Below are 23,795 nucleotides of genomic sequence, written 5' to 3'. Positions count from 1 at the left end.
TTCCGGGGGACGTGAGGGACCTCTTTTGATGGCTAGCCATGAGCGCGAACGTACTGGTGAACCCGAGGATCTCGCTCGCTCTGCTGACTCCTTTCAACTGGAGGCCTATTGTTATGCCTTCCACGTCATGGGCTTTACTTTGTGATCTTACGCCTTGGACTAAATTCTAGGGACATTCGCAGTCGCCACGGCTTTTCGATTGGGTGATGGAACCCAATGAAGCTAGGGTTGTTGTCCAATACCGCAATACGCGGAGCCACCTCCTGCGCATGGCTGTGGCTGGTAGTTGGTACCGAGGGTCCTCGCGAATAGCCCCAGGCCTGGGGCCTCTGCAATAAGCAACTCTGATCTTGTAGACGGGCGCCTTCCCGCATAGTGCATTTAGATCGGATAGTTCTCGGAAGTGACCTGAGCAAATAATGATCCTTACCCTCAACAATGTTCGAAAATCGTACCCGACAGCGGAAGGTACAATCGAAATTTTGAAAGGGATCGACTTTGGTGTGGCTTCAGGTGAGACCGTCGCTCTTACTGGTGAATCCGGTAGCGGGAAAAGCACACTTCTTCACTTAGCAGGAGGCCTCGATCGTGCAGACTGTGGGGCCATCGTCATGGATGGCGATGATCTCAGCAAATACTCCGAGAGCGAGCGAGCCCAGTATCGACGGACCAAGGTCGGGCTTATTTTTCAACAGTTCAACCTGATCCCCTCCTTGACCGTCTCGGCAAACATCTCTTTTCATGCCAAGTTGGCTCAGCGCCACGACGGTGCTTGGGAAAAGACTTTGATCGAGGCGTTGGGTTTGCAGCGGTACGCAACCCGTTATCCCGAGCAGCTATCAGGAGGCCAGCAACAGCGTGTCGCCATAGGCCGCACTCTGGCGGCAAGACCGAAGCTCATTCTTGCTGATGAACCGACAGGAAATCTCGACGAGCAGACAGGTGACGCCGTCCTGGACCTGATGCTTGACCTGGCGAGCAGCGCAGGGTCGGCATTGCTTCTTGTTACCCACTCGACGCGGCTCGCGGCTCGGCTGGACCGCACTGTGCATCTTCGTGGTGGAAAGATCGCTTAATGAGCTGGGTCGCGTTTTCCGCGCTTTTATCGCACTGGCGCCGCAAACCTCTGCAGCTGCTCACTTTAGTGCTGGGGATCGCGCTTGCGACAGCGCTTTGGTCTGGTGTGCAAGCAATCAATTCTGAGGCGAGGGCCAGCTATGCTCGCGCCGCATCTGTTCTGGAGCAAGGGTCCCTTGCTCAAATTGTGGCTAAGGACGGCACCGGGATTCCCTACGAGATCTATGGGAGGCTTCGACGCTTCGGCTTCAATGTCTCGCCGGTTATCGAAGGGAACCTGCGCCTTGGCACGATCCGCATCCGGTTAATCGGCATAGATCCTTTAACGATGCCAGAAGAGGGTTATGTGCTGAGGGTGACGAGCGGACGCGATCTCACCGGCTTCATCTCTCCTGTTGGAGAGCTGGTGTTGTCCAGCGAAACGGCGGAACGGCTGCGCGGCAATACGGACATGAGCTTTCGGATCGACGAAAACGTTCCCGAAGGCGCGGCATTCGTGGACATCTCGGTCGCTGATCGGTTGCTTGACAAGCATGGCAGGATTGATCGTTTGACAGTCGCTTCCGACCAGGAAATCAGCGCCATCGCCGTCAAACAGATTTCATCTGGGCTCTTGATCCGGCAACCGGTTGAGCAGCCCGACGTCGCGCAATTAACTGACAGCTTCCACCTTAACCTGACTGCTTTCGGCTTTCTTTCCTTCATCGTTGGCCTCTTCATCGTTTACTCCGCTACCGGGCTTACCTTCGAACAACGTCGCAGCACGTTTCGAACGCTGCGATCCCTTGGCATTTCCCTCCGGCAGCTTACTGCGATGCTCGTTGTTGAGCTTTCGATACTTGCTGTCGCATCCGGCGTCATCGGGGTCGTGCTTGGATACCTGATTGCGTCGATCCTCATGCCGGGGGTCGCCGCAACCCTTCGCGGACTTTACGGCGCGAACGTCTCCGGGTCACTTTCCATACGCCCAGACTGGTGGCTCGCAGGGCTAGCGATGGCGCTTGCCGGGACAGCAATTTCGTCCGCTCAAAGCCTCTATCGGGTCTGGAAACTTTCCATCCTTGCGGCCGCGCAACCACGAGCATGGGCGCGAGAGTCTATGCAAGGATTGCTAATCCAGGCGGCGCTGGGAGGGGTGCTTCTACTCCTTGCAGGTGTTTTGGCGATAGCCGCGTCCGGATTAGTGGCAGGCTTCGCGGTGCTCGCATGCTTGCTTTTGGGCGCGGCCCTCATGCTTCCGGCCGTGTTGGCAACCTTTCTCGCCGCCATGCAACGTACGTCGCATAACGCACTTGTCGAATGGTTTTGGGCGGACACCCGCCTTCAGCTTCCGGGGCTTTCACTCGCGTTGATGGCATTGCTACTGGCGCTATCGGCGAATATCGGCGTCGGCACGATGGTTTCCAGTTTCAGGCTGACATTCATCGGATGGCTCGATCAACGTTTGGCCGCTGAACTATACGTTACGGCCAAAGACGAAGCCGAGGCGGCGAGGTTACGGGCCTGGCTTCCATCACACTCCACATCGGTCCTTCCAATCTGGAGCGTGGATGGCGACGTTACCGGCGAGGAGGTCCAGGTCTTTGGCGTTGCGGACGACCCGACCTACCGCGACCATTGGCCCCTGATCGCGTCCCAGAATGAGGTTTGGGATAAGATCGCCAAAGGTGAGGGTGCTCTGATCAACGAGCAGATGTGGCGGCGCGGGGTAGCACGAATGGGAGAGCTCGTAGCCATGCCTGGGGGCTGGAATGCTAAGGTGGTAGGAGTCTACTCTGATTACGGAAACCCAAATGGGCAGGTTATCATCGGGATCGACACCTTGGTCGCCCATTACCCTCAGGTAGCCAAGCTTCGATACGGCGTACGTGTTCCGGCTGAACGGTCGACGGAGCTGAAGCGACAGCTAATCGAGGATTTTGGTCTCCCGGAAACCGCCGTCGTGGATCAAACCTCGCTCAAGAGGCAATCGCGAGCGATTTTCGATCAGACGTTCAAGGTTACGGGAGCCCTTAACGTGCTCACCTTGGCTGTAGCCGGTTTCGCCATGTTTTCCAGTCTCTTGACGCTCTCGGGAATTCGGCTTCCCCAACTGGCGCCTGTTTGGGCGATGGGGGTGCGTCGGCGTGATCTGGCACTGTATGAGGTCGCCCGAACGCTGGCGCTTTGGCTAGCCACGTTCGTCACGGCGATACCCTTGGGCCTTGTGTTGGCATGGGTGCTGCTAGCCCGTGTCAACGTTGAGGCATTCGGATGGCGACTACCCATGCAAGTGTTCCCCGTGGACTGGCTATTGCTCGGTGCTATCGCTCTTCTCGCGGCTCTCGCTTCGGTACTTCTTCCGGTGCGTCGCCTTGCAACGATCAATCCGGCCGATCTGCTTAGGATTTTTGCCAATGAACGGTAGAGCCGTTGCTTTAACATTGCTGGGCGCCGCCATGATGGGTTCAGCGGGAAATACGCTGGGGCAAGGGTTTGCCGGATTGGGATCGGACGCCCAAGGCTTTGCGATTCCTCAGCGCGGCTCCGAATTATCGTTTCCAAGAGACCATGGAGCGCACCCGGACTATCGCATCGAATGGTGGTACGTGACCGCCAATCTCAAGGGGCAAGACGGCACGCAATATGGAGCACAGTGGACGCTTTTCCGATCAGCGCTTGCCCCGGAAAGTAAGGCTGGCTTCGCTGATCCTCAGATCTGGATCGGACATGCGGCCATAACGACGTCCGACCACCAATACGTTGCAGAGCGGTTAGGCCGTGGCGGCGTTGGTCAGGCGGGCGTGACGGCCGCGCCTTTCCGCGCCTGGATAGACGACTGGACAATGTCAGCTGCTGACAATTCCAGCTCCGATGCTTTGGCAAATCTCTCCCTAAAAGCCCCTGGGCAGGACTTTAGTTACGCTCTGGACCTTACGGCCAAAAGCCCACTCGTTCTCCAGGGTGATAAAGGCTTTTCTATTAAGTCGGCAAGCGGGCAGGCGAGCTACTACTACTCCCAGCCGTTCTATCAGGTCTCCGGAACTATTGAGGCATCGGGGAGGCGCATCACGGTCAGCGGTAACGCTTGGCTCGACAGGGAATGGTCTTCTCAACCCTTGGCTTCGAACCAAACGGGGTGGGATTGGTTTTCGCTGCACTTGGCCAGCGGAGAGAAGCTGATGGCGTTTCGTCTCCGTGACGACAAGGATGGGTTTATTTCAGCGAACTGGATCTCTCCCGATGGACAAACACTGCGGCTAACAAAAGACCAGGTTCATCTCACGCCAGTGCGTACCGCGACGGTCGATGGGAGGCAGCTTCCGGTGTCATGGCGAATAGAGATCCCCTCAAAATCGCTGGATATCCAAACGCGACCGTTAAACGATCAGTCGTGGATGGCAACGTCCACCCCGTACTGGGAGGGCCCTATTTCGTTCGAAGGCTCTACCACCGGCGTAGGCTACCTTGAGATGACGGGCTACAGGTAGGAACCAGTAGCTCAGGTTTAGAGGAGATGCAGACTTATGTGGCCTTTCAAGTTCGCGACTTAAAGGCGCCAGGTCGCGGACATCAATTTCCAGGTCATGCAGCAGGCAAAGGCCAAAGACCATCTTCGCCCGGACTTGCGTCGAAATCCTTAGAGCTTATTAGCTATGAGACAGCGGCAGTTCACGTTTCACCTTGGAAACGCTCGGTGTGGATACGGTTCGATATCGCGCTTCGACCAGATTGTAGATCCCAAAGGCGGCAAGGCCTATGGCAACCGCAAGATACAACACCCCGCCAAGCGGAAGCTGCCTCACGAAAGTCAGTGCATCACTCATGCTCCCAGCTTGATCGGCGTCAACGCTGAATGCTGCGTAGCAGAAGAAAACCCCGACGATCGCGAAGACGATCCCGCGTGAAACCAACCCGTAGATACAAACTAGTATCAGCGGTCGGCTCTGACCGAGCTTTAAGTACCTTTCGAACTTTCGAGAAATTCCTTTGAATGCGGTCGCTATACCGCCCCCCAAAAACCCGACGCCGATGGCACCGGCCAGATATCTACCAAACGGTTGCGACATCGCCCACTCGGCAAGATCTTTTTCGCCACCATCGCCTGCTGATCCCACGCCCAGCGCGCCTTTGAAAGCGTAAATTGCCAGGCCGATATACGTAACGGCACTCCCGAGAAGGGCAGCTCGGATCAGATAACTTTTCGCACTTGCGTCGTGATTGTCGGCATTGGCAATTGATTGAGCAAGTCGCCAGGCCACAAACCCCAGCAAACCGAGCCCTATCAGTCCGAGCCATAATTTGCCAAAGGGCTGGTCAAGCAGTGAGTCGAGCGCAGATTTGGTGTCCGGCTTACCACCGCCAAAACTCGAAAACAGAGCGAGCCCTGCCACAAGCAAAAAGACAATCCCTCGGGCGCTGTAGCCCGCTCGGGCAAGCCATTCAAACTTTGGTTCGTTCATTTTTCGATCTCCCCGCCGCTCGTAAACGAGCAGGCTGTAAAACGGTTCCTGGCCGGACGGGCCCCATCGTGGTCCCGAATTTGCCACGTCGCCGACGAATTCCTGTAGGCGAAAAATGAGCGCGGGCGTGTTATCGGCTGGTAGCATCCGCTGCCGATGGCAATTCGATGTACCTTCTTAACGAAGGTCGCTCTGGCACTGTAATTGCGGATGTTCCCGTCACCGGCTGCCCAAGCGTCGAGTATGCCGTGAACTGCACGATGTAGAGGCCAGGCTGAAGCTTGTCCGAAACGGGGATCAACAAATTCGTCCGATCCGCTCCATATTCGAGCGTACCTGTGGGAATGGGGCCGCTTGGTCCGAAAATCTCAACTTCCGAACGTTCAGGATCCACTGGCGCGGTAAAGGTGAGACTGATGTTGTCGTTGAAATTGACATCGTCACGCATATCGGGGGTAGGGTTAATGCTTGCATTTGCCATCGGGGTGAGGCCGAGAAATGCCGAAATGGCGATTGCATGTGCAAACCTATACATAATCGACTCCGTTTCCGTTCTTGCGGTGATAATTCGCGACGCTGCTATCCGTTCCGAGCACTGCAAGACTGCGAGGTGCCAAGCTGGAATCGGCCAGCTGGCGTCATTGTTGAATCCAAAGGGTATAAATTCTGTTCCCTTTATGTTCTTTTCTTGCTACTCGTATTTAAAAGGCAGGTGGCGACATGAAATTCGATATAGCACTCCATCGCGATCAACGCCGTTTGGCGGTTGCAAAGTTTGACGCTCTTCCCGAGGGTAGTCCCCTCCGCGAGAGATATCTAGATTGGATTCGGCGGTTGGATGAAATCATCGCCAGCGTCGTTTTGCCAACGCCACATGAGAACTCGAATGCGTTAGTGACGACCACAGGCCAACTCGATGATGTCTCTGATCTACCCGAGAGCCACATTAGAAGTTTACCTGGCGCGATATCCCAAAGTCCGGTTGGTCTAGGCAGGCCCATCGGTTCGACGAACAGCAAAGCTGTTCGGCAACCGGCAAGTGCCCTGGCGCCACAGCATGCAAAGCTCAAAATGGAAAAGGATTTTGGCAGATCGCGCAAAAGTGAGAAGGCCGCCGTCTGTGGTCATGAGGGGCAGGCCCGAAAGGATAGGCTCATCGCTGAAAATCGGCTGCTTAAGTGCATGCTGGCCAGGTTTGGCTAATATAGGATTGTCAGCCGTGTCTTGCGTGACGTAGTTGCCGCCGAGCAAACTCGCTGTCATGATTTCGAAGGTCAAATGAGATATTGCCATATGGGTGCGCCGACCGACGAAATCGACCTCATACTCTCATTGATCCCGACTGGTCCGCTAGCGGAAAAGCTTCGGAGGGAGCCAGATCCCAAGGCAGCAGCCTTTATCGCTGCGGTAGACACAGATGACGAGCTTGAGGTCGATGCTGACGTGGTAGTTTCACGCGGTGAGGGTGATGGTGCGCTCGCTATGAGCTGGATATGGGTACCAGCAAGCCGCTGATATCTCCTTGGTCGTGAGGAGGACGGCGAGATCGGTTTCCGGATGTAATCGCTGAAACGCGATGCCTCTCACCTTGGCGTCGGCATCATAGGCTTGGGACGGTGATACTGGCCATTGCCGCCGAGATTGTTGCCGCGGAGAACGCTGGTGCAGATTTCCAGTTCACGACCAGATGCGAGTACCGAAGTAAACAGCGGGCAGGACGACGAAGTGATTTTCGTTTTAGCAAAAGCCGTTTATTTTCAGCACCCTATAAGCTTTTATTGTGGCCTGCAACCGATCCTCTGAGTGTCGACTGCCGTCATTGGAATCTGGATGATCGAGTTTCAGCTTCTCCTTGTAGCGGAGTCTGATATCGTCCGGACTTGCATTATGTGACAGCCCAAGTGTGTCAAAAGCTTGGGCTTCAAGCGGCCTTAGCCTGCGATGCTGAGCCGAGGAAGTGGTGCCTGCTGAATAGCTGGCTTTCCCGCGTGCCCTGAGTGATTTCGCTGAGCCTGAGGGAACAGATGAAGGGAGCGGTGTCTCCAAGTTATGCGCGTTTGTCCTCACACCACGCGCCGGAATTTTGCCGCTCGCGGCATCGAGCTGGTACTTTGCGACAACAGGGTCCGACTTACTTGGCGAATAGTCGTAGCCCTTGTTGTATTGGCGTGAATGCTCAGCACAAAACAGAAGATACAGCCCTTCCGCAGCGCCACCCACTGGAGCCCTCTGGGTGCCAAAATTCTCGCAGCCTTCCCACTGACACTTGGGGCCGCTTTGTTCAGTGTGCTTTTGGCGGCTAGCGCGTATTGGCCGAATGCCAACGAAGATCTTTGAAACGGTCATCAGGCTGATATATGGTGGACGCTCCGTCACGGGCAAGCTACAACTTCGCTGTGTGGCGTGATGATGTCCTGGACCATTTCACTTATGACTGCCGCTGCAAGAGCTGGTCCGAGCATCAGCTCTATCGGCACGGTGGTGGTGACCAACTTCACACGTGTGAACTCACAGACATCGGCAGTCGAAAACACCTCCGCGTTGACGGAGAAATTAATCGGCTTCGGCGTCAACTTGCGAACGAACTGAGGCTGCAGAACGATCAGCTCAAACAAATGCTTCGGCGCTTCGATCCGTCTTAGCCTGTCACAGCCAAAATTGCCCCGATTGCGACGGCTCGGTAAGCAACCATACATTGGCGTCTTTGCATGTTCTTAACCAGGTAAGGGCTAGTGATAGGCGATTGTGTGCCGGAAGTCGTCAAAATGTCTCCATCAAACACGTCTGTCTCTGTCTCCCTAAAATTCCTTGTATCGGTTGCCTGCTGGGCCGTCGTGGTCGGGGCGATTTACGGAACAATGGTATGGGCCACTCGCCAAAGTGACGAAACGGCGGTCCAGCGCCAGGAAAGTCTCGTCAGCCGGATCGTCAGCGAGATGCAGGATAGAATTGCTCACGACCAGGAAAGTGCAACCGTTTGGGACGATGCTGTTCGCAAGGTAGGTGAGGGGGATCGCGAATGGATACAAGCAAATCTCGGCAAGTGGATGCATACCTACTTTGGCCACGACGCTGCTTTTGTGATCGGCCCCGCCAATAACCTGGTATATGGATTTTCGGTCGCCGACAACGATCCGGAGAAAGCTTATCCGACTGTCTATGTGAAGGTCCGAACGCTGATCGATGAACTTCGTCGACGCCTGGCTGCTGGTGATACATCCGGCACTTCCGACCGGACACTCAGCATCGGCGAGAGCGATATAGTAAGCATCAACGGTAGCCCGGCAGTTGTAAGCGTCAAACCGATCATCTCCGATAGCGGCGAGATTAAACAGCTCGCAGGCGAACAGCCACTCCACATCGCGGTACGTTATCTGGACGGCGACTTCACTCAGATGCTCGGTTCGCGCTACTTGTTTACCGGAATGCAGTTCGACTGGAGCAGCGGCAATCCCAACCGCCGTTATTTTCCACTGACGGCACATGACGGGAGCAGTATGGGATTTTTCAGTTGGGAGCCATTCCTGCCTGGAAAGGCCGTGCTTGAAGCGACCAGGCCCGTTTTCGCGCTGGCAGCACTCTTGATGCTGGGGGCAGTTGCAGCTTTCGTCATGCTTCTACAGCGCCGCGCGGACCGTTTGCGCAAAAGCCAGGGCGAGCTTTTCTATCTCGCCCATCATGACGCTCTAAGCGGACTTCCGAACCGTATTTCATTCAACGCCAAGGTCGACCAGGTCCTGGCGAAATCCGCGGCAGCTGTATTTTTCCTCGACCTTGACCGTTTTAAGCAGGTCAATGACACATTGGGCCATCCGGCCGGCGATAGCTTACTCGTCGATGTGGCGGCGCGGCTAAAGGCGACGGTTGGAAGCGACATAATGGTCGCTCGGATTGGCGGCGATGAGTTTACCATCCTCATTGAGGCACCAACTTCAAGTGGGGTCCAACAGCTGGCGGAAAAGCTTATCTCTGTGGTTCGTCAACCTTTCGAGATCGATGGTCAGCCAATCTTGATTGGTATGAGCATCGGTATTGCTTTCTCATCTGGCGGCAAGTCGGATACCACCGACATCTTGCGGAGGGCTGACATCGCGCTCTATAGCGCCAAGAGCACCGGCCGCAATCGTTACGTGATTTTCGGGCCGCATATGGACGAGATGGTCAAAACGCGGCGCGACCTGGAACAGGACTTACGCACGGCTATTAAAAGCGGAAGCCAGATTGAAGTGCACTATCAACCCGTCTACGGCGCAAAAAGCAATCATTTGGTGGGCGTTGAGGCGCTTGCCAGATGGCGGCACCCGTCAAAAGGGCTGATTTCCCCGGACACGTTCATCGCGATCGCCGAGGAGGCGGGCCTTATCGATAGCTTGGGCGAATGCGTACTAGCAACGGCTTTAAGCGACGCCAGAGCTTGGCCAAACCTTTCTGTGGCAGTCAATGCCTCGGCGGTCGAGTTGCGGGGGGAAACCTATGCGCTACGTGTAATTTCGGCTCTCGAAAAGACGGGTTTTGATCCTGCGATGTTAGAGATCGAAATCACCGAAAGCGCGTTGCTCGAAAACGAGGACACCTGTCGCCGCAATATCAACGCTCTGCGTCAAATCGGCGTTCGGTTCGCGCTCGACGATTTCGGAACAGGGTTCTCGTCATTTGGACGTTTGCAGCAGCTCGATGTTGACCGCATCAAGATCGACCGTTGCTTCGTTGCAAGCTATGGGACCGCAGAGAACAATGACGCGATCGTCCAGGCGATGATCAGTCTTGCCCGCGCCAAAGGACTGAAGATTACGGCGGAAGGCATCGAAACCATCGAGCAGAAAGCATGGCTCAGTGAGCTAGGTTGCGACGATCTCCAAGGCTATATCCTATCCAAGCCCCTGCTCCCGGAACTGATAAGCGAACTCCATACCGGCAATGCTCGCCGAGCGTAGACTTAAGGAAAATTCCGTTCAGTGGCTGAACAGGCCATCACCAGGGCGCCGAATGATGGGACATCGGTGTCGGAATGGCACGCGGGTCGTCCGCTGGCTGCCGGAGAAGAGTCCAAGCCATGCCGATTTTAGTACGAGTAAGATGAAGTGGCGCTGGACGCCACAACTGACTGCGACTTGTCGACCTCATCTTATTCAAAAATGGGCTAAGCAAGTCGGGTGCCTTTCGCTATCCCATATCCATGAGATGCCCGGGCGGCATCATGTTGACGTTGAGATTGTGAATGATAATCATCGAGCCAAGAACCACCAATCCGACCACGAATACCCCGAACGCGAGCGCCAAAACATTGTTCGTGTCCTCTGGCCCGCTCGATATATGCAGGAAAAACACCAGGTGGACCCCCATCTGTCCTATGGCCAAAGCGGCTAACAAGACCGGAACGGCTGGGGCGTATATAAGGTCTGTTTGCGCTGCCCAGAAGGAAGCTACTGTCAAAAGGAAGGCAAGGATCAGACCCGCAACGTAATTTTTGATCGCGGCCTTCCCTTTGCCGTGCTCGCCGGGAGCTTTCGCTTGCTCATTGTCTCGGCGGCCAGTTGTGTCAACCATCAGCTCGCTCCCAGATAAACAATGGTGAAGACAGCGACCCAGACGATGTCCAGCGCGTGCCAGAATAGCGTGAAGCAGAACAAGCGCCTTAAGACCATGTCTCGCAACCCAAGGGTTGCTACCTGCGCCATCATGACGATGAGCCACAGCAGCCCTGCGGTAACATGCAGTCCATGAGTGGCTACCAGGGCAAAAAACGCGGATAGAAACGCACTGTGTGTCGGCCCGGCTCCTCGTGCAACGAGATCGATAAACTCGCTCAGCTCAAGTCCAAGGAAACAAGTGCCAAGGACAAAGGTGGCGAGTGCCGATAGGTAGATCAGCATCCGCTGGCGGATCTCGACCCCAACGGTCATCAAACCGCAGGCAAAACTCGACAGCAAAAGACAGGTGGTCTCGATAAACGTATGGGTCCGGCTAAACAGTTCGGGCCCGGTCGGTCCGCCCGCCGTCGACTTCGACAAGACCGCATAGGCGGCGAACAATCCAGCGAAGACAACGATATCGCTGAGGAGAAATAGCCAGAACCCGAACCGGACGACCATCTCCTTGGAAGCTGGTCCACGCTCAGAGAGCGGGGTTGTGGCTTCGTCACCGGTTACGCTGGCGTCACTCATCCTCGAAGCACTCCGGTGGCAATCAAGTCATGAGCGGGAATCTTGGTCTCCGTGGACGTCCGCCAGGCATAGACTAGGCAGGCCACCACAAAGCCGAGCCCGCCGACGATTGCCATCCACCAGATATGCCAGATCATTGCAAACCCCAGGATGACCGCAAAGAAGGCGAGCGTGATTCCGATCATGGTGTTCTGCGGGACGTCGATGGCCTCCACCGGTTCACTGCGGTCGCGGCTATCGCCGTCTTGCTTTGTCTTCCAGAAGGCATCCAGGCTCGTCACCTTGGGAAGGACAGCATAGTTCCAGGCCGGGGGCGGGGAGACTGTCGACCATTCGAGCGTGCGGCCATTCCACGGATCGCCCGTTTCGTCGAGATTTTGATCACGGTTCCTGATGCTGACGACGAGCTGGAGCACAATAAAGACGATCCCGAGCAGGATAAGCGCTGCCCCACAAAGAGCAATGATCATCAATGGCTGYCATGTCGGATCGTCGTAGTGTTGCATGCGCCGGGTCGCGCCCATCAGGCCAAGCAGATAGAGCGGCATGAAGGCAAGATAGAAGCCGACGAACCAGCACCAGAACGCTGCCTTGCCAAGGCGTTCGTTGAGCTTGAAACCGAATGCTTTGGGAAACCAATAGTTATATCCGGCGAAGGCTCCAAACAGGACGCCGCCGATGATGACGTTATGAAAGTGCGCAACCAAGAACAGGCTGTTATGCAGGTTAAAATCCACGGGCGGGATCGCCAATAGTACGCCGCTCATGCCGCCAATCACGAAGGTCACCATGAACCCTAGCGCCCAATAAAGCGGGAGGGCGAAATGGATGCGCCCGCCGTACATCGTGAACAGCCAGTTGAAGATCTTTACGCCGGTCGGTATCGCGATGATCATCGTCATGATGCCAAAGAAGGCATTGACGTCGGCACCGGCTCCCATCGTGAAGAAATGGTGCAGCCAAACCAGAAACGACAAAACGCAGATTGCCATCGTTGCGGCCACCATCGAACGGTACCCGAAAAGGGACTTGCGCGAAAACGTCGCGATTACCTCCGAGAAAACCCCGAAGGCCGGTAGAATGAGAATGTAGACTTCGGGGTGTCCCCACGCCCAAATGAGGTTGATGTACATCATGGCGTTCCCGCCAAGGTCATTCGTGAAGAAGTGGAAGCCGAGGTATCGATCCAGCAGGAGCATCCCGAAAGTTGCGGTCAAGATTGGGAACGCCGCGATGATAAGCAGATTAGAGGCCAGCGCCGTCCAGCAGAAGATCGGCATGCGCATGTAGCCCATGCCTGGAGCCCGTAGCTTCAGGATCGTCGCCGTCAGGTTAATCCCAGACAGCAGCGTCCCTAGTCCAGAAATCTGCAACGCCCAAAGGTAATAGTCGACGCCTACGCCTGGCGAGTAGGTCAGTTCAGATAGTGGAGGATAGGCTAGCCATCCGGTCTTGGCGAACTCCCCGATGACCAGCGACAGATTGATCAGCAGCACGCCTGCCGCCGTTAGCCAAAAGCTGACCGAGTTGAGGACCGGGAAGGCGACATCCCTGACACCCAGTTGCAGCGGAACCGCAAAGTTCATCAAGCCGACCATGAACGTCATTCCCACGAAGAAGATCATGATCGTCCCATGGGCGGAAAAGATCTGATTGTAATGCTCGGGTGGAAGGTACCCTGACTCCCCATTGGCCGCCATTGCCAGCTGGGTCCGCATCATAATGGCGTCGACAAATCCGCGCATAAGCATGACGAACGCTAGCGTCACGTACATGACGCCGATCCTCTTGTGATCGACGCTGGTGATCCACTCGTTCCAGATATAGGGCCACCACCCTTTCACAGTGATAGTGGCGAAGAGGGACAAGGCCGCCAGCAAGACAAAGCCTGCGGCTATTAGCGGAATAGGCTGATCAAGCGGGATCGCATTCCAATCAAGCCTGCCGAGCATCAGCGCGTCTCCATGGCGGTTGGGGTGGCGGTTGCCTGATTGGGAAAGTGGGCGGTGCCGCCTGATTGCTTGACAACCTTGTCGAACAGACCCTGCTCGATTTTCCCGAAGGTTTGTACCAGCCTGGGTGTGCGGTCCTTCATCAAGTCAGAGTAAGCGGCTTCGTCCAGCATATCGTTTCTTGCTCGGGACTGATCTAACCAGGTCTTGTATTGGTCTGGTGCAAGTGACTGAAGATCAAACACCATGTCCGAGAAGCCTTCGCCGCTAAATTGGGCCGACAGCCCGCGAAACGTTCCGGCGTGGTCGGTCTGGAGGTTTAGCTGCGTCACCATCCCGGCCATCCCGTAAATCTGGCTCCCTAGCTGGGGGATCAGCAGGCTGTTCATTACCGAAGCCGAGGTGATTGAAAAGTGCACGGGGCGACCGACTGGGATGACGAGGTGGTTGACGGTTGCTACTCCGTCGTCGGGATACACGAACAGCCATTTCCAATCGAGCGAGATTGCTTGGACGTTCAAGACTTTCTGGTCGGAAGCGATCGGCTTGAAAGGGTCCAACTGGTGGGTGCCGAGCCAGGTTATTCCCGCGAGGAAGAGAACAACCAATGTGGGGACGGACCAGACGACAAGTTCGATATGCCCAGAGTATGTCCAGTCTGGCCGGTACCGGGCATTCTTGTTGCTCTCGCGGAACCACCAAGCAAAAGCGATCGTCCCAATTATGACTGGAATAATGACCGCCAACATGATGGCTGTGGCATTGAACAGTATCTTTGCCTCGGCTGAAGCGATGGGTCCTTCGGGGTTAATGATACCGCTCGTGAACACGATTTTTTTCCTGACGCCCCGATTACCTTAGGCCTTAGTGGCGAAGTATACTGATCAGGCCGACTTTCAAGTCGGTGCTGCAGGATACCGAGGCTTCACGGAACATTGTGCCGAGCGCTGGGTTCTCATCATCAGGGCCGGGTCAGCCGACTTTAGCCCGCGTAGCTGCCGGAGGATTAATTTGGCGAACGATCGACCTAGACCTTACCGCACTATGATCGCCTACGTTGCTGCAATTGTTGTCGTCGCTTTTGCGCTGGCAGGTTGGTACTCTTACAAGGTTCATCCAGGTGACCCACAGCGGCCTGCAAGTGCGACAATAACGGTGAATTGATTGACCCGTCGTGTAAGCAGCGTCCAAGTGGACGCTTCATATCGTGATCTCAGCCAACCCAATCAAGTGTCTCAATGCGTTTGCATTGAGCGTTGAGCAGGTGCGCAGGAGACGTTGAACTTTCACGGTGCTGATTGTTTGCGCTGGCCGGAGGCGCCGCGAAAGTAGGTTTAACGGCGGCCGGGGGAGGCCAAAGGCTTAGGGTCACATTGAGCTGACGTTGACCACAGCAGCGTCACCCTTGCCGTTTGATCGCCAATGGCCAGACTTGCAAATGCGCCTGATCAGCATGGAAAGAGCGCACAGATCTGACAATCGCGTTTTAAACCGAACCGAGGCAGTGTTAAGCCGTCAGGCGCCCTCTATGTGTTGTCGAGAATCTGATAGTCGTAGAAATCAATTTTTGAGAGGTGAACTTGCCCGCGTTTCTCGTGACTGCGACAATACTCGTTGAAGCTGACGACGAAGTCCGCGCTTCCCGTAAAGCGCTAGCGAAGATCTTAATGGAACCCAGCATCGCCCTCGACGTCCAATCCGACGGCGAGCACCATGCACGCGTTATTATCCAAGGTGTTGAGCGGCAAGAGTTGATTAGAGAAGCTGGCCTCATCGATAAGACGAACGAAGATCGGACATCATGACCGACGAAGGAGATGTCTCAAATCGACGACGGGTCACGATCAATAAAGCACTTGCAAGGGCGCAGTCGCTGGGGATCCAAGTCGATGCTGATCTTCGGTTCGCTGAGCTTCTGGAGAATTGGGCAGATGGGCACATCACGATGAAGGAAGCTTGTGCTGCGTACCTAGATCATATCCGGGAGAGGGACCAAGCACAGGCCGACTGGCGTTCACTTGGGATTGCATCGGCGATAGCCAAGGCTAAGGCCGCGCTGGTCAAAAGACGCGGCGAAAGCTGAGGCCTTTCCACAGCAGCTTTCTGCCAGAGGTTCGTGAACTCGTTGTTGAGTTCGTCCGGTCACACCCGCAGCCGCCGCTTGCTGGCGCGGTGCGTTCGACGTGCTTCCCGTTGCAGCGACGGAACTTCGGCGGAAGCTCTTAGCTATGACGGCGGACGGCGGCTCTCGCGACTCCGCCGCGCGTGAGCTTCGCGAAATCGACCGCATCCGCGATGAAAGCGCACCCGAAGACGAGCCGCGGCATCCCGATCTGTCGTCCGGAAAGCCTTCGCCTATTCTTGTGCCCGATCCCGACGTGGAAGACAGCGGCTAAATCGACACCCTGACGTGTTTGGCGCGGCCTGCGATCAGATCCGCAAAGTGATTTATCCTAGCGGAATCGATGCAGAGGTCTGAGATGTCTTCCACTACTCTCGCTACGGCTTCAGCGGTGGAGTCGACCAAGTCTGTAAATCTGCGGCGCACCAAAGGTAAGCCAACTCCAGCTTCCTTCGCAAAAGTCTGCCATCCAACAGCGTCCATCTCGGCAAGTGTGGCACGTTTCCCGATCCTCATGGCCATTTTCGGTGAAAGGTCTGGATAGGCGATCGTAGAAAGCAGATCGTACAACGGGGCCATTCTTGGTCCCTGATCGTCGTAGAGGATCGAGAAATTCTTGCCGTGGGCGTCGGCGTTTCCGACAACCAGGTTGAAGATCGCGGCGTCCAGTAGCTTAAGCACATCAGTTGCAGGGCGCGCCGACACTCGTCGCAATAGCTCGAAGCAGTCCTTGAAAGTGGGGCCGCCTTCGCTCGCATATTTCGTTTCGGGTGGCACGCCGAGCGCTTGGCAGAAGTCTTCCTGGTGGATGCGATGCACCACGCCGCGTCCATCGCGCACGCGGTCATATCTTTCAACCAAGAGAAACGAACGCCCCTCAACAGACCTTGGCTCCACTGGGGCTACATCGAGGCCGATGGTGGCGGCGAGCCTCATCACAAATGCTTCGTTTTCGGTTGTTCCCTCGAAGCGTGCGATAGGCGGTTTCAGGATATGCGTGGTCGCCTGGCCGGGAAGCGGAAGTGCTATCTGCTCGCCGATCAGAACAATCGGCACCTTGGATTGCGCACCGGCCAAAGACAGCCTCAAGCCTTCTTCGCCGGCCAGGAGAGGTCGCATCGGAAGTGCGTCCAAAACTCGAACGATTCCTGCATCATCAAGGGGAGTCGGCAGTCGCTTTGCAAGCGGCGCTATCTCAATTGGCTTTTGATTTTCAGGCAGGAGCTGAAGAGCGCCTGCAACGTCACCACCTAAGCGGTCGAGAAGCGCAAAGTCGTTCGCAGGTGAAACACCCAATGCCTGGGCGGCGACTTGGCGTTGGCTCTCCTCGGGCAAAAGGCCGCCGAAGAACGGGCGGCATTCTCGGCGGGAGAATTGCTCTGGCCGCTTCGGGAGTGATGCTGAAAGCGGAAGCGCTTTCTCGTCATCAAGCCAAGCTTGAGAATAGGTGAAACTAATGTCGTCGTGCCTGTCTTGCGTGAACTGACCGACAAAGCTGCCATCCCACCAAACGTTGAGAGTTTTTGCCGTCATTGCCTACGCTCGCCAGGGGACAGAATATCGACGGAGCAGCCGAGCGTTTGCAAAACCTGCAAGACCTTCCCAATCTGGGCCGTTGGCTTGCCGGCTTCGAGATCGACAATGAAGCGAAGACCGACGCCAGCAACTCCGGCAAGCTCATCCTGCCGCAAGTTTTGCTCCTTGCGTGCGCTGCGTATCAGGGCGCCGATATCCGATGTATTTCTGACTTGTTTTGCCATCTTCATTTTCCCGATCGGGAAAATAGCAAGATATCAGGCGTCTTGTCGAGAAGAATTTCCCGATCGGGAAAATTGACGGCTACTGATGTCTTTCATCCATGAAATTTCCCGATCGGGAAATTCGTTTATAGATGTCTCCTAGGCAAGGTCATTCCGTTTCTCGGTGGTCAAAAAGATTGGATTAAACAATGTTTGGAGAGTCGAATTTACTCGGGTACGTGTGCCCAAGCCAAAATTGACTTCGGTGTCTGCCCCTGTAAAAACTTCACGAGCGCTTCAGATGCCTCTGCTCCCGTTGCAGCGTCCGGAGCGGACATCGAAAATCCTAAACCGCTCCGGGCCGATCCACAGGATCTTTTCCCCAAACACTGATGGCTCGACGCGACATGATCAACCGTCAACGCAGTCCCGTCCAGTGCCCCGCAAGTCCTGGCGTTTAGTTTAACGTCTGGATCGGTGCGGCCTGAGACAATTCGGACGGGGCCTCGCCGGGGATCGACGCGACCGCGAACATGACCGCGACGTAGCTTGCGAACACGGCGGAAAGTATGGCGCTCCTGGTCAATGGTTCACTCCCTTGTATCATGTCATGACATTCTTTAACTGTTCGCTCATAATGTCAATCCTGAATGCGGGATGAACGAATATGGGAGGCGATGGTTTATGGAAAAGATTTTGATCGTTGAGGATGACGCACTGATCGCGGCGGATGTTCAAGATATCGTGGCGAGTTCCGGCTACGTGGTCGTGGGGATTGCCGACAGTTTCGAGAGCGCGCAGCGGCTCGCCCCGTTCGCAACCATTGCCCTGGTCGACGTCAACCTTCGCGACGGCGCCACCGGGCCGAGGATTGCGCAGTATCTCGCGAACGACTTCGGCGTCGCGGTCGTCATGGTCACGGCCAATCCGGAAATGATCGTCACCGATCTGTCAAAAGTCATCGGTCTGATATCGAAGCCCGCCCAACCAAAGATAATCTGCAATGTTCTCGAATACCTAAGGACGATTCGCGAGGGCTCGCCCGGCTCACCGCCGGAAGGGATGCGTGTCTTCGCGTGAAGGAGGGGTCGATACCATGATCGACAGACGTGCAGAACTCGGTCTCTGGTTGGGCCGGTTGGAAACCATTCTGATCGAACGGGGAGTGCTGAATGAGGACGGCGAGGTCGCCTGCGATGCAGGATCTCGATTCCCAAGGGACGTCGAAGAGGCGCTGGATGGTTTCATCGAGAACCCGGTCGAGTTCGTCGGTCTCCTCAAGATTTGCCGCGACGCCCGCGAGGGAAGACCGTTGTCTCCCGCAGTTCTGATGGCAGCCCATCTCATGACCAAGGAGATATTGCTGGCTTTGCAAGAGGCCATAGGCGCCGGACGGTAGGGGATTTCCAAAGAAAATGGCCCGCCCGAAATCATTTCGGACGGGCCTCGCGCCAACCAGGTATCTCATCACGCCTGGTCGAAGCCTAGCTGTCGGTCACTCCCGCATCTCTTCCCGATTGCGGCAATTCCTTCATCTTGACGAGCTGGTCGGCGCAGGTATCGGCGGCATTCGTGACGGTGCCGTCGATCCCCGCGATCTTGGCCCAGCCGCCCTCGGTGATGAAGTCGTCGCGCTGCCACGAGGACTTTGCCTGCAGGGCCTCGAGATTATGCTCCGCGTCGGTCGCGGTGACAAAGTTATGGACGCAGATGCTGGCGACCAGATCTGCCTTCGCGTTGCGGACGGCGATCTCGGTCATGACGTTCGCCCTGCCTGATGTCGTCCAACCGCCCCAGGTGAAGCCGAGCACCATCGTCAATGCCGAGGCGCCGACGATCGACCACCCCCAAAGAGTCTTGGAAGGCCGGTACCCCGACCAGCCCCTTTCGCCATTTTGCATAGCTGTTCTCCTCTGGTTTATATCATAGCATGATACAAATTTGAGAACAGCGGTCAATCACGGTGTGATCAAAAAATGGTGACGCCGATCAGGCGAGTTCGGTCACCTGACGCAGTCGCGCGAGTGATTCTGCTAGGAGTGGTTCGTTTTCGAGCATGCCGTCGACATGGATCCTCGCCAGAGCTTCAAGAACCTTCTCGCCTTTCGTCGTCATGCCGATCAGCACGCTTCGCTTGTCGTCTTCGGCGGGGATCCGCTCCGCAAGACCCGCGGAACACATGCGGTCCACAAGCTGGACCGCGCCGTTGTGGTGCATCAGCATCTGACCAGCGAGATCACGAAGTTTAATCTGCCGGCCGGGCGCCGTCCGGACGACGAGCAGAGCCTGATATTGATGGGACGTCACGCCAGCCTCGGCAAGCGCCGCCTCGCTGAACGACAAAAACCGCCGCATGGCGAGCCGGAAGCCTGCGAGGCCATCATAGACTTCGTCAGCCAGGCCGGATGTCCGGCGTCCCGATCGAGGCATTCATTAGTCCTTCCAAAATGTCATGATATGATATAAATGACGAACCACGCCAGGAGAACGGTTCGCGAGTGCTGCCGACGCGGGAGACGGTGCATAGCACCGGCGTCGGCGGATCGCTCGTAGACCATATTCTCCCGATGGTGGCAAAAAGACTGTGCCAATTTCGTGACGTCGCGAGAAAATTACATCATGCTTGGTAACCGAAGGCCGAGAACGCAGCTATGTGAGACCCATCGTTTCGGTGTGCGGGTCGAAGGGGATGGCACCTGGACGGTGTTCGACGTCTTCACCGGCTGGCCAGCGGATTATCTCGGACGGTCCCTCGACGGATTGGAAGAGGGCGTTGCCGATAGCCTTTGTGCCGTCGTAAACACGCTGGACAAGCGCCGCCGCGGAACGCTCCCCTGAAGCGGTTCTTTCGAGCCCGATTTCAGACCCAGAGCAATTGCCTTCCATAAGGGAGCACCGGGTAGAGGAGTACATGGCCGCGAGCGAAAGCGCTGGGATATCAGCATGCACCACTAAGGGGGTGCTTTGTCGAACACGGCGCCTCATTCATTCGTTTTAGCCGAAATCGAAGGTTCCCACTGAGGCTGGTATGGTTCCGAGGACATCCATAACGCAAGGCAGACCACAACGGTGATCATGATTCCCGCCACCACGCCCAATAAGATCTTCGTCTCTCTTCGCATGCGAACCTCTGTATCATGGCATGATATAGTGCGCGCGAAATTCGACGTCAACTTTATGTTTGTCACGTAGATTTGCAGAACATTATTGCGGCTTAACGGCACACCGGTGTGTGTTGATTGCTGCCTTCTGCAAGCGTCAGGGGGTCCAGGGCACAAGCTCTCCCAGCCTTGAAGGCCACAGTCCCAGATCGTCTTGCACCGCAACTGGCAACGCGTCCCTCTGCCTGACCAACAGGGCGTGATGGATTGCGGCTTCGAGGGGTTCCGCCTCGCTTTGATGAGGTTGGCCTCTAATTGCGAGTTCGCCGGTTGTCCTGACGTTGTCGCCCGCGACGACGATGACGTGCCCCGGATAGGCCGAGGCGGTTCGGCTGTCGACCAGGTCGAATCTTTGCATCTGTTTTCCCTTTTCGATGTCTTCGGCGTCCGACGCAGCTTCCGAGAGAATCTCGAACCGCACGTCCTTGATGGTTTTGCCGGCCACTTGGAGCGCGACGATTTTTGCAATAGTGGCATAGGCCATCGGATCGCTTCGGTTGACCGACGAACGCCTGCACCACTCGTCAAGCAGAAGGCTCGCAGCCACGAGCTCACGGGCGTCCGTCCTTGGGACGTCCGGTCGACGACGGAAGGCAGGGCTTATGAAACCGATGACCTTCAGGCCTATCGCTGCTGCTGAAAATATCATGATATGATATTAATTCATTTCTTGACGTGAGGGAAATGACAATACCGCGAGCGGTCCGCGCTGGTTGGGCAAGCGGAGCCGGTCGTCAGGCAAGAACTCGCTGGAATGTCAGTCTCCGCCGGGCAGGTCGAACCCCACCCATCTCAAGCGACTTTCCTCGTAGACGCTCTGTGTCGGAACCAGGGACGACGGCTCGTCAAAGCATCCCAATGCAACCGCGACGAGATCTTTTCGGAACTCAGGTATCCAGAAGACCGTCGACCCGCAGGCCGGACAGAACCTGAACTCGATCGATCTCCCGCTGTCGCCAGCTCTTGTGTAACTATTCGAGGCTCCGGAAACCGCAACCTTCTCCCTGTCGAAGAAGACCGCCACGCCGAATGCGCTGCCCGTGCGTCGCTGGCATTCCCGGCAGTGGCAGGCGGAGATCTTGACCGGCTCTCCCTCGGTGGTGATCGAAAGCTGGCCACAGGAACAACGAGCTTTTCGTCTGACTGGCGCCATTGTGTGCTCCTCCATATGACTTGTGTCGCCCCCAAAGGTGCTGCGAGAGCTATTTCGAGATTTGTCGCCGCCGTTGCTTGTCGAGTGCATTCATGACGATGCACAGGGACTTTGATCCGTCCTCGTCCATCTGAGTTGTCGGGCGTCTGTGGTGGTCCGCAGCGAGCCCGGTGAACAGATCGAAGATCGTCCAGGAGCCGTCATGTTCGCGGCGAGTAGAATACCGGTCAGTGAGATAGTCGCGCATGGTCGTCGGCCGAGTGTGTCAGGTTCGAGTTGTTTCCAATTCCTTCTCCGCCGCGCGTCGTGCCCGAATAGCAGCGGCGATGAACACCCGTGACAGGCCGTGATAGAGCGGTTCGCGCGAGAGGATGCGCGAGGTCACATAGCCGATCATCGACACCGCCATGATCGGGATGACGGCCTGGTGATCGCCTGTCATTTCGAGAATGATGACGAAGGCCGTCATCGGCGCCTGCACGACGCCCGCGAAATATCCGGCCATGCCAAGGATCGCCGCCAGCGCGATGCTGGTGCCGAGAGCCGAGCCGACCGTGCTGCCGAACCCGGCGCCGACGGCCAGCGACGGCGCGAAGATGCCGCCTGGTATCCCTGAAAGCATCGACAGGAAGCTGGCGGCCAGTTTGTCGACGAAGAACAGGGTCGGCAGCGCATGGCCCTCTACGGCGCCGCGGGCCTGTTCGTAGCCGGTGCCGAAGGTGGTGCCACCGGAGAGGATGCCGATGACGGCGATCGCTAGTCCGCAGGTGCCGGCCAGCACAAGCATGCGCTTCAGCGGTTGCGGCTGCGCCCAGCGGCGGATCTTCTGGCCGAAATGTAGGGCAAAGCCGCTGAAGGCAGCACCCAGCGCCCCGCCGCCGATGCCACAGACGAGCACCAATCCCCAGTCGCGAAGTTCGGTCGGGGCAGCCGACGCCATGCCGAAATAATTGTAGCTGCCCGAAAGCCCGAGTGCGGCCAGGCCAGAGAGGATCACCGCGGTCAGCACAAGGCCGTTGGCACGCGACTCGTATGTTCGGCTCATCTCCTCGATGGCAAACACGATACCGGCAAGCGGTGTGTTGAAAGCGGCCGCAATGCCTGCCGCCGAACCGGCGAGGATCAGCCCGCGCGCCTGCGCCATGCCGCCAAAGCGGGCGACGGCGAGCATGATCGACGCGCCGACCTGCACCGTCGGCCCCTCGCGGCCGATCGAGGCGCCGGAGAACAATCCGAGCACCGTCAGCACGATCTTGCCGAAGGCGATCTTCAGCGACAAGAGCCGCGTCCTTTCTTCTGCGTCATGCAAATGTCGCGCCGCGATCGCCTGCGGAATGCCGCTTCCACCCGAATTCGGAATTAACGTCGCCGCCAGGTAGGCCGACAGGATGAAGCCAGCGGGCGTCAGCAGCAGTGGCATCAGGAAGGTCCATTGACTGGAAGAGGCGAGGGACCGAATGCGTTTTGCGCCAAATCCGCAAGTTTGGCAAAGCCGACGCTGATCACGCCGATGGCGAGCGCCCCGCACCAGAACACCAGTCGCGGTTTCCAGACCGAAAACGAACCCCAGATCACGCGGGAGCGGCGAAGGAGCTTGGAATAGCGGTAACGGCTTGGCATGGCAGACTCGGTACGTGACGATTGGAAGCCTTTCTAATGCCAAAGGCGCCCGAAGATCACCCCTGACAATTGAAAAAGCGCGGGATCGGGGTAGGATCGCTCGGTGCCGAACCACGGAGGACGTTATGTTCAGTGCATTCGGGAGGGGATCGCCATCCCTTGAGCCAGACGACGTTTCCATGATGCAGACTCTGGTGAAAAACCACTGCCTGACGAATGCGATCGATCCGGATAGCGAGGAGGCGCGGGACGCTGCGCGTGAACTGCTGAAGTGGTTTCAGGGCGGCGTGACCGATATGAGCAGACTGCAAGAACTGCTTGCGTCACATACCTGACGCCGATCGGACCTTGTAACGCTTGCGGGT

24 protein-coding genes and 2 pseudogenes are annotated in these 23,795 nt (G+C 56.6%); 10 read left to right on the top strand and 16 right to left on the bottom strand.

Annotation, left to right across the window (positions count from 1 at the left end):
• Window positions 1–419 precede the first annotated feature (419 nt).
• From AC1DJO_RS28075 to AC1DJO_RS28065, 3 genes are read left to right on the top strand one after another with little or no spacing between them, the layout of a single operon-like run.
• Window positions 420–1,076, top strand: coding sequence for an ABC transporter ATP-binding protein (locus tag AC1DJO_RS28075; RefSeq protein ID WP_112389366.1), 657 nt, complete (start codon window positions 420–422; stop codon window positions 1,074–1,076).
• Window positions 1,076–3,484: an ABC transporter permease gene (locus tag AC1DJO_RS28070; protein ID WP_477973948.1), complete on the top strand. Its 2,409-nt coding sequence runs from the start codon at window positions 1,076–1,078 to the stop codon at window positions 3,482–3,484. The genes AC1DJO_RS28075 and AC1DJO_RS28070 overlap by 1 nt, the downstream gene beginning before the upstream one ends.
• Window positions 3,474–4,547 (top strand): lipocalin-like domain-containing protein, encoded by a 1,074-nt coding sequence (locus AC1DJO_RS28065; protein WP_477973947.1) that lies wholly within the window; start codon window positions 3,474–3,476, stop codon window positions 4,545–4,547. The genes AC1DJO_RS28070 and AC1DJO_RS28065 overlap by 11 nt, the downstream gene beginning before the upstream one ends.
• A gap of 159 nt (window positions 4,548–4,706) precedes the next feature.
• Here the strand turns inward: AC1DJO_RS28065 and AC1DJO_RS28060 are convergent, their stop codons facing one another.
• The 5 genes from AC1DJO_RS28060 to AC1DJO_RS28040 form a co-directional block, all read right to left on the bottom strand.
• A complete protein-coding gene (locus AC1DJO_RS28060; protein ID WP_477973946.1) occupies window positions 4,707–5,519 on the bottom strand; it encodes a DUF1206 domain-containing protein in 813 nt (270 codons plus the stop codon).
• A 130-nt stretch (window positions 5,520–5,649) separates the two neighbouring features.
• Window positions 5,650–6,054 (bottom strand): copper resistance protein CopC, encoded by a 405-nt coding sequence (locus AC1DJO_RS28055; protein WP_477973945.1) that lies wholly within the window; start codon window positions 6,052–6,054, stop codon window positions 5,650–5,652.
• 452 nt (window positions 6,055–6,506) lie between these two features.
• The gene (locus tag AC1DJO_RS28050) at window positions 6,507–6,797 is read right to left on the bottom strand and encodes a hypothetical protein (protein WP_477973944.1); all 291 of its coding nucleotides are present in this window, start codon (window positions 6,795–6,797) and stop codon (window positions 6,507–6,509) included.
• Between the two features lie 459 nt (window positions 6,798–7,256).
• Window positions 7,257–7,865, bottom strand: coding sequence for a J domain-containing protein (locus AC1DJO_RS28045; protein ID WP_477973956.1), 609 nt, complete (start codon window positions 7,863–7,865; stop codon window positions 7,257–7,259).
• 26 nt (window positions 7,866–7,891) lie between these two features.
• Window positions 7,892–8,134, bottom strand: a complete 243-nt coding sequence (locus AC1DJO_RS28040; protein ID WP_477973943.1) for a hypothetical protein — start codon at window positions 8,132–8,134, stop codon at window positions 7,892–7,894.
• Window positions 8,135–8,266: 132 nt separating this feature from the next.
• Between AC1DJO_RS28040 and AC1DJO_RS28035 the strand changes: the two genes are divergently transcribed.
• Window positions 8,267–10,453 (top strand): bifunctional diguanylate cyclase/phosphodiesterase, encoded by a 2,187-nt coding sequence (locus AC1DJO_RS28035; RefSeq protein ID WP_477973942.1) that lies wholly within the window; start codon window positions 8,267–8,269, stop codon window positions 10,451–10,453.
• A gap of 229 nt (window positions 10,454–10,682) precedes the next feature.
• On the opposite strand, the gene cyoD is transcribed toward AC1DJO_RS28035, so the two are convergent.
• Genes cyoD through cyoA form a run of 4 tightly spaced genes read right to left on the bottom strand, consistent with a single transcriptional unit; the run spans window position 10,683 to window position 14,465 of the window.
• Window positions 10,683–11,066, bottom strand: a complete 384-nt coding sequence (gene cyoD / locus AC1DJO_RS28030; protein ID WP_477973941.1) for a cytochrome o ubiquinol oxidase subunit IV — start codon at window positions 11,064–11,066, stop codon at window positions 10,683–10,685.
• On the bottom strand, window positions 11,066–11,683 hold the full coding sequence (locus tag AC1DJO_RS28025; protein ID WP_477973940.1) for a cytochrome (ubi)quinol oxidase subunit III: 618 nt from the start codon (window positions 11,681–11,683) through the stop codon (window positions 11,066–11,068). The genes cyoD and AC1DJO_RS28025 overlap by 1 nt, the downstream gene beginning before the upstream one ends.
• Window positions 11,680–13,635: a cytochrome o ubiquinol oxidase subunit I gene (gene cyoB, locus AC1DJO_RS28020; protein WP_477973939.1), complete on the bottom strand. Its 1,956-nt coding sequence runs from the start codon at window positions 13,633–13,635 to the stop codon at window positions 11,680–11,682. The genes AC1DJO_RS28025 and cyoB overlap by 4 nt, the downstream gene beginning before the upstream one ends.
• On the bottom strand, window positions 13,635–14,465 hold the full coding sequence (gene cyoA, locus AC1DJO_RS28015; protein ID WP_477973938.1) for a ubiquinol oxidase subunit II: 831 nt from the start codon (window positions 14,463–14,465) through the stop codon (window positions 13,635–13,637). The genes cyoB and cyoA overlap by 1 nt, the downstream gene beginning before the upstream one ends.
• A gap of 971 nt (window positions 14,466–15,436) precedes the next feature.
• On the opposite strand from cyoA, the gene AC1DJO_RS28010 reads away from it, so the two are divergent.
• Window positions 15,437–15,718: a hypothetical protein gene (locus tag AC1DJO_RS28010; protein ID WP_477973937.1), complete on the top strand. Its 282-nt coding sequence runs from the start codon at window positions 15,437–15,439 to the stop codon at window positions 15,716–15,718.
• Window positions 15,719–15,806: 88 nt separating this feature from the next.
• Window positions 15,807–16,031, top strand: a pseudogene (locus AC1DJO_RS28005) (hypothetical protein); the annotation flags it as partial.
• Here AC1DJO_RS28005 and AC1DJO_RS28000 read toward each other — a convergent pair.
• Window positions 16,028–17,290 (bottom strand): HipA domain-containing protein, encoded by a 1,263-nt coding sequence (locus AC1DJO_RS28000; protein WP_477973936.1) that lies wholly within the window; start codon window positions 17,288–17,290, stop codon window positions 16,028–16,030. The pseudogene AC1DJO_RS28005 and the gene AC1DJO_RS28000 overlap by 4 nt on opposite strands.
• Window positions 17,287–17,517, bottom strand: coding sequence for a helix-turn-helix transcriptional regulator (locus AC1DJO_RS27995; protein WP_112517401.1), 231 nt, complete (start codon window positions 17,515–17,517; stop codon window positions 17,287–17,289). Before AC1DJO_RS27995 ends, AC1DJO_RS28000 begins: the two co-directional genes overlap by 4 nt.
• 663 nt (window positions 17,518–18,180) lie before the next feature.
• On the opposite strand from AC1DJO_RS27995, the gene AC1DJO_RS27990 reads away from it, so the two are divergent.
• Together AC1DJO_RS27990 and AC1DJO_RS27985 are read left to right on the top strand one after the other, a co-directional pair.
• Window positions 18,181–18,576 carry a response regulator gene (locus AC1DJO_RS27990; protein ID WP_477973935.1) on the top strand — a complete coding sequence of 132 codons (396 nt, stop codon included), beginning with the start codon at window positions 18,181–18,183 and terminating at the stop codon, window positions 18,574–18,576.
• 16 nt (window positions 18,577–18,592) lie between these two features.
• On the top strand, window positions 18,593–18,895 hold the full coding sequence (locus tag AC1DJO_RS27985) for a hypothetical protein (protein ID WP_112540246.1): 303 nt from the start codon (window positions 18,593–18,595) through the stop codon (window positions 18,893–18,895).
• A gap of 85 nt (window positions 18,896–18,980) precedes the next feature.
• Here AC1DJO_RS27985 and AC1DJO_RS27980 read toward each other — a convergent pair whose 3' ends face one another.
• Together AC1DJO_RS27980 and AC1DJO_RS27975 are read right to left on the bottom strand one after the other, a co-directional pair.
• A complete protein-coding gene (locus tag AC1DJO_RS27980) occupies window positions 18,981–19,397 on the bottom strand; it encodes a hypothetical protein (protein WP_112444051.1) in 417 nt (138 codons plus the stop codon).
• Between the two features lie 88 nt (window positions 19,398–19,485).
• Window positions 19,486–19,926 carry a MarR family transcriptional regulator gene (locus AC1DJO_RS27975; RefSeq protein ID WP_112444053.1) on the bottom strand — a complete coding sequence of 147 codons (441 nt, stop codon included), beginning with the start codon at window positions 19,924–19,926 and terminating at the stop codon, window positions 19,486–19,488.
• A 243-nt stretch (window positions 19,927–20,169) separates the two neighbouring features.
• On the opposite strand from AC1DJO_RS27975, the gene AC1DJO_RS27970 reads away from it, so the two are divergent.
• Window positions 20,170–20,334 (top strand): hypothetical protein, encoded by a 165-nt coding sequence (locus tag AC1DJO_RS27970; protein ID WP_477973934.1) that lies wholly within the window; start codon window positions 20,170–20,172, stop codon window positions 20,332–20,334.
• Window positions 20,335–20,754: 420 nt separating this feature from the next.
• Here AC1DJO_RS27970 and AC1DJO_RS27965 read toward each other — a convergent pair whose 3' ends face one another.
• From AC1DJO_RS27965 to AC1DJO_RS27955, 3 genes and pseudogenes are all read right to left on the bottom strand, one after another.
• Complete coding sequence (locus tag AC1DJO_RS27965; protein ID WP_477973933.1) at window positions 20,755–21,306, bottom strand: hypothetical protein; 552 nt, start codon at window positions 21,304–21,306, stop codon at window positions 20,755–20,757.
• 108 nt (window positions 21,307–21,414) lie between these two features.
• Window positions 21,415–21,810, bottom strand: coding sequence for a GFA family protein (locus AC1DJO_RS27960; protein ID WP_477973932.1), 396 nt, complete (start codon window positions 21,808–21,810; stop codon window positions 21,415–21,417).
• Between the two features lie 265 nt (window positions 21,811–22,075).
• Window positions 22,076–23,430, bottom strand: a pseudogene (locus tag AC1DJO_RS27955) (chloride channel protein).
• Window positions 23,431–23,555: 125 nt separating this feature from the next.
• On the opposite strand from AC1DJO_RS27955, the gene AC1DJO_RS27950 reads away from it, so the two are divergent.
• On the top strand, window positions 23,556–23,765 hold the full coding sequence (locus AC1DJO_RS27950) for an acetyltransferase (RefSeq protein ID WP_442208165.1): 210 nt from the start codon (window positions 23,556–23,558) through the stop codon (window positions 23,763–23,765).
• Window positions 23,766–23,795 lie beyond the last annotated feature (30 nt).

This window comes from Rhizobium sp. 05N430 (assembly GCF_056396985.1).
This window is presented reverse-complemented; position numbering and strand designations above follow the sequence as displayed.